The organism is uncultured Cardiobacterium sp. (genome assembly GCF_938028185.1).
Lineage (GTDB): Bacteria > Pseudomonadota > Gammaproteobacteria > Cardiobacteriales > Cardiobacteriaceae > Cardiobacterium.
Genome location: NZ_CALJAH010000383.1, coordinates 1 through 4,870 on the forward strand (window position 1 = coordinate 1; position 4,870 = coordinate 4,870).

General features: G+C 63.3%; 2 protein-coding genes and 1 pseudogene. All 3 read left to right on the forward strand.

Going from position 1 to position 4,870, the window contains the following annotated elements:
* The first annotated feature begins 152 nt into the window (after nt 1–152).
* Nucleotides 153–2,195 (forward strand): oligopeptide transporter, OPT family, encoded by a 2,043-nt coding sequence (locus Q0349_RS11230; RefSeq protein WP_298081055.1) that lies wholly within the window; start codon nt 153–155, stop codon nt 2,193–2,195.
* A 183-nt stretch (nt 2,196–2,378) separates the two neighbouring features.
* On the forward strand, nt 2,379–3,620 hold the full coding sequence (locus Q0349_RS11235; RefSeq protein WP_298081056.1) for a lytic murein transglycosylase: 1,242 nt from the start codon (nt 2,379–2,381) through the stop codon (nt 3,618–3,620).
* A 37-nt stretch (nt 3,621–3,657) separates the two neighbouring features.
* Nucleotides 3,658–4,870: pseudogene (locus tag Q0349_RS11240) on the forward strand (hypothetical protein); the annotation flags it as partial.

Consider the following 4,870-nt stretch of genomic DNA (forward strand, 5'->3'; position numbering starts at 1 on the left):
GGCGGCGATGAGCAGGGTGTTCAGTTTCATGCTTGTCCTCGTGTGGTTGGCGGGGGAGCGGTATTTTTCCACAGTTCACCGCGCCGATTTTCTTGACTTCCCATTAACATAATTTCAAGATGCCAGCCTTCTTCATCTTCAGGAGTTTTCATATGTCATCGCCTTCGTATCACGACCCATTTGCCAATTACCGCGAGCTGACGCTGCGCGGCATGGTGCTGGGTGCTTTGATTACCGTCGTTTTTACGGCTTCCAATGTTTATCTTGGCCTCAAGGTCGGGCTGACGTTTGCCTCGACCATTCCGGCGGCGGTGATTTCCATGGCCGTGCTCAAGTTCGCCCACGGCAGCAATATTCTGGAGAACAATCTGGTGCAGACCGAGGCCTCCGCCGCCGGGACGATTTCTTCGGTGATTTTCGTCCTGCCGGGGCTGCTCATGGTCGGCTATTGGAGCGGGTTTCCGTTCTGGCAGACAACACTGCTGTGTACCGCCGGCGGGATTCTCGGTGTGATTTTCACTGTGCCGCTGCGCCTGGCGATGGTGGTGCATAGCGATCTGCCCTACCCGGAAGGTGTCGCCGCCGCCGAGATTTTGAAAGTCGGCTGCCACGATCCGAATATTGAGAACAGCGGCGCGCAGCAGGGCGCAAGCGGCGTCAGGGAAATTCTCACCGGCGGCGCGCTGGCGGGCGTGATGAGTCTTTGCACGCAAGGCTTGCGGGTTGTCGCTGACAGCGCCAGTTATTGGTTCAAATCCGGCGCGGCGATTTTCCAGGCGCCGATGGGTTTTTCGTTTGCCCTGCTCGGCGCGGGGTATCTCGTTGGTCTCGCGGGTGGTATCGCCATTCTCATCGGCCTCGCGCTGACCTGGTTTGGCATCATTCCTTATCTGAGCGCCACCCTGCCGCAGCCGCCGGATGCGGATATGGCGGGTTATGCGATGGGGCTGTGGAAGAATAACGTGCGCTTCATCGGCGCAGGCACGATTGCCATCGCCGCCATCTGGACGCTCATCACCCTCTTCAAACCGATGGTTGAAGGGATGAAGCTCTCCATCGCCGCCTTCAGCGGCAAGGGTGAACAGGCGGCGCACCGCGAAGACTTGAACCTCTCGCCGCAGAGCATGCTCTTGTGGATCGCCATCGCCGCCGTCATCCTCGTCTTTTGCTTCCACCGCTTCGTCGCCGACGCCAGCCTCGGCAGCGGTATGGCGTGGACGCTGGTCGTCGTCTGCACCCTGCTCACCATCCTCATCGGCTTCCTCGTCGCCGCCGCCTGCGGTTACATGGCGGGGCTGATTGGCTCATCCTCCAGCCCCATCTCCGGTATCGGCATCATCGCTACCATCATCATCTCGCTCATCCTGCTGATGATTGGCGAAGCGGGCGGCCTCTTTGCCGACGAAGGCAACCGCCAATTCCTGCTGGCGCTGACGCTTTTCTGCGGCACCGCCATCATTGCCGCCGCCTGCATCTCCAACGACAACCTGCAAGACCTGAAAACCGGCTACCTGCTGCGCGCCACCCCGTGGCGGCAACAAGTCTCGCTCATCATCGGCGTTATCGTTGGCGCGATTGTCATCGCCCCGGTACTCGAACTGCTCTACCAGTCCTACGGCTTTGCCGGCGCGATGCCGCGCGAAGGCATGGACGCAAGCCTCGCCATGAATGCACCGCAGGCGACCATCATGACCACCATCGCCAAAGGCATCTTCTCGCACGACTTGCAATGGGGCTACATCTTCACCGGCATGGGCATTGGCGCAGCCGCCATCGCCTTCAACCTCTGGCTGAAGAAAGCGACCGACGGCCGCCTGGCGGTACCGCCGCTCGCTATCGGCATGGGCATCTACCTGCCGCCGATGATTACCCCGCCGCTGATTGTCGGCGCCTTCCTCGCCGCCATCACCAACCACTTCATCCGCAAACGCTATAGCGACAGCGGACCGCGCCTGAAAAACGCCGAACGCATCGGTACCCTCTTTGCGGCCGGGCTGATTGTCGGCGAGAGCCTGATTGGCGTCATCCTCGCCTTCATCATCGTCATCTCCGTTACCAGCGGCGGCTCTGAAGCCCCGCTTGCCATCAAACTTGACAACTGGGGAACTGCCGCACAATGGATTGGCCTCGTCGCCTTCCTCGCCTGCGTCATTGTCTTTGTTCAACGCATCATGAGCGGCTCCAGACAAAAATAAATCCGCAAACACATCCGCCTCATGCCATGCTCCGCATACATGAGGCGGAATCTGAATAACCCAAAACGCTCCCGTCCGGAGCGTTTTTTTGAACACCAAAAACCGCACCAACCGCACATCTTGCCGCCTTTCGCCGCAATCGCTATCCTACCGCCCTACCCTTGCCAAACCATTACCACCACCATGAACCGCAACCTTGTCGCCCTCGCCCTTGCCACCATCCTCAGCGCCTGTACCACCGCACCCGCGCCGAATATCGAGCCGCGGCCGCAACCCCAACCGGAACCGCCCTCCCCTCCCCCACCGACAGAACCGGCAAACTTCGCCGCCTGGCAGCAGGCCTTTGCCCAGCGCGCCGCAGCGGCTGGCATCCGCGACGACGACATCCGGCAACTGCTCGCCCGCACCCATTACGAAGAAAAAGTCGTCTCCGCCGACCGCAAACAGCCCGAACAAAACAAAATGATCTGGGCGTACCTCGACAGCGCCGTCTCCGCTGACCGCATCCAGCAAGGCCGCGCCAAACTGGCCGAATACCGCCCGCTGCTACAACAACTGGAAAACCAAACCGGCGTCGGCGCGCCCTACATCGTCGCCATCTGGGGCATGGAAAGCGCCTACGGCAAAAACACCGGCAACATTGACCTCATCCAAGCGCTCTCCACCCTCGCCTACGAAGGCCGCCGCCGCGACTTCGCCGAACAGCAGCTCATCGCGCTGTTGCAACTGATTGAGCGCGGCGACGTGCGCTGGGACGAACTGCGCGGCTCATGGGCAGGCGGCATGGGACACACCCAATTCATCCCCACCACCTTCCTCCAGTACGGCACCGACGGCAACGGCGATGGTCGCCGCGACCCGTGGCAAATCGAAGACGCGCTGGCATCGACCGCCAACTACCTTGGCAAAAGCGGCTGGCAACGCGGCCAGCGCTGGGGACGCGAAGTACGCCTCACCCCCGATTTCGACTATCGCTACATCGAAAACAGCCTCGCCCCGGCACAATGGGGACAACTGGGCGCGCGCCAGGCCGACGGCGCGGCGCTGACCAATGAGGCGGGCACCGCCAGACTGTGGCTGCCCGCAGGCGTGAGCGGCCCGGCACTGCTCACCTACCCCAACTTCAAAACCATCAAGGTTTACAACAACGCCGACAGCTACGCCCTTGCCATCGGCCTCATTGCCGACGGCATCAGCGGCGGAGGCGGCATCAGCGCCAGCTGGCCGCGCGACGAACAAGGGCTGACGCGCGACCAGGTACAGCGCCTGCAACAAAACCTCACCGCGCAGGGCTACGACACCAAAGGCACCGATGGCGTCATGGGCGCGAACACCCGCCGCGCCTTCGCCGCCTGGCAGGCGGCCAACGGCCAGACCCCGGACGGCTTCATCAGCCAGCGCAGCGCCGCCGCTCTCATCCACTAAACCCCGCAAGGCAGCAATATCCAACAAGGAACACCCTATGAACACCATCACCCTCAAAGACACCAACGGCAACCCCATCGCCCAATACCCGCTCAACGGCGCGGGCGAACAGCACATCGAAGCCATCAACGGCGCCTGGTACCAGCTTGACGGCCTGCCCGACATTCGCACCGCGCGCGACGGCGACGACCTGCGCATCACCCCCGGCGACGGCCAGGGCACGCTCGTCATCGACGACTACTACGCCCGCGGCGAAGGCGCGCTGGTCGGCACCCAGCCCGACGGCAGCCTCTACCGCTACCCGGTCGCCGTCGCCCCCGAACACCTCCTCGCCGAAACCCTCGCCGACGACAGCGCCAGCGCCAGCGCCGCCGCAGGCAGCGACATCAGCCCGGCGACCCTTGCCACCCTTGGCGCGGTCGGCCTCGTCGCCGGAGGCATCGCCATCGCCGCGCACAACCACGACAAACACCACAAACACCAGCCGGCGCAACCGCAGCAGCCGGGCGACAACCCGCCGCCCACGCCCGCCCCCGGCAACACCCCGGACAACCACGCCCCGCTCCCGCCCGACCAAAAAACGCCGGGCAACAACACCTACCCGCTGTTCCCGCCGCCCGTGGATGCGCCCGACAACCCGAATCCGTCGCCGAACCCGAACCCGTCGCCGAACCCGCAACCGTCGCCGAACCCGAACCCGTCGCCGAACCCGCAACCGTCGCCGAACCCGCAACCGCCGCCGAACCCGCAACCGGGCGAGAACCACGCCGGACAAGTCACCGTCAGCGGCGAAGCGAAAACCGGCAGCACCCTCAGCGCCACCGTCAACGATTTGGACGGCGTGCCGAGCGATGGCGTCAGCTATCAATGGTTGCGTGACGGTCAGCCGATTGCCCACGCCACGCAGAGCAAATACACCCTCACCAATGACGACCTCGGCTACAAGGTCAGCGTCAAGGTGAGCTACACCGACAACGCGCAACACGCGGAAAGCGTCACCAGCACGGCGACCGAAAGCGTTACCGATGGCGGCCAAACCCCGCCGCCGAATCCGCAACCGGGCGAAAATCACGCCGGACAAGTCACCGTCACAGGCGAAGCGAAAACGGGCAGTACCCTTTCTGCCACCGTAAGCGACCAGGACGGCGTACCGACCGAAGGCGTCAAATACCAGTGGCAGCGCGACGGGCAGGACATTGACGGCGCGACCGGCAAAACCTACCGCCTCACCGCCGCCGACGCCGGACACA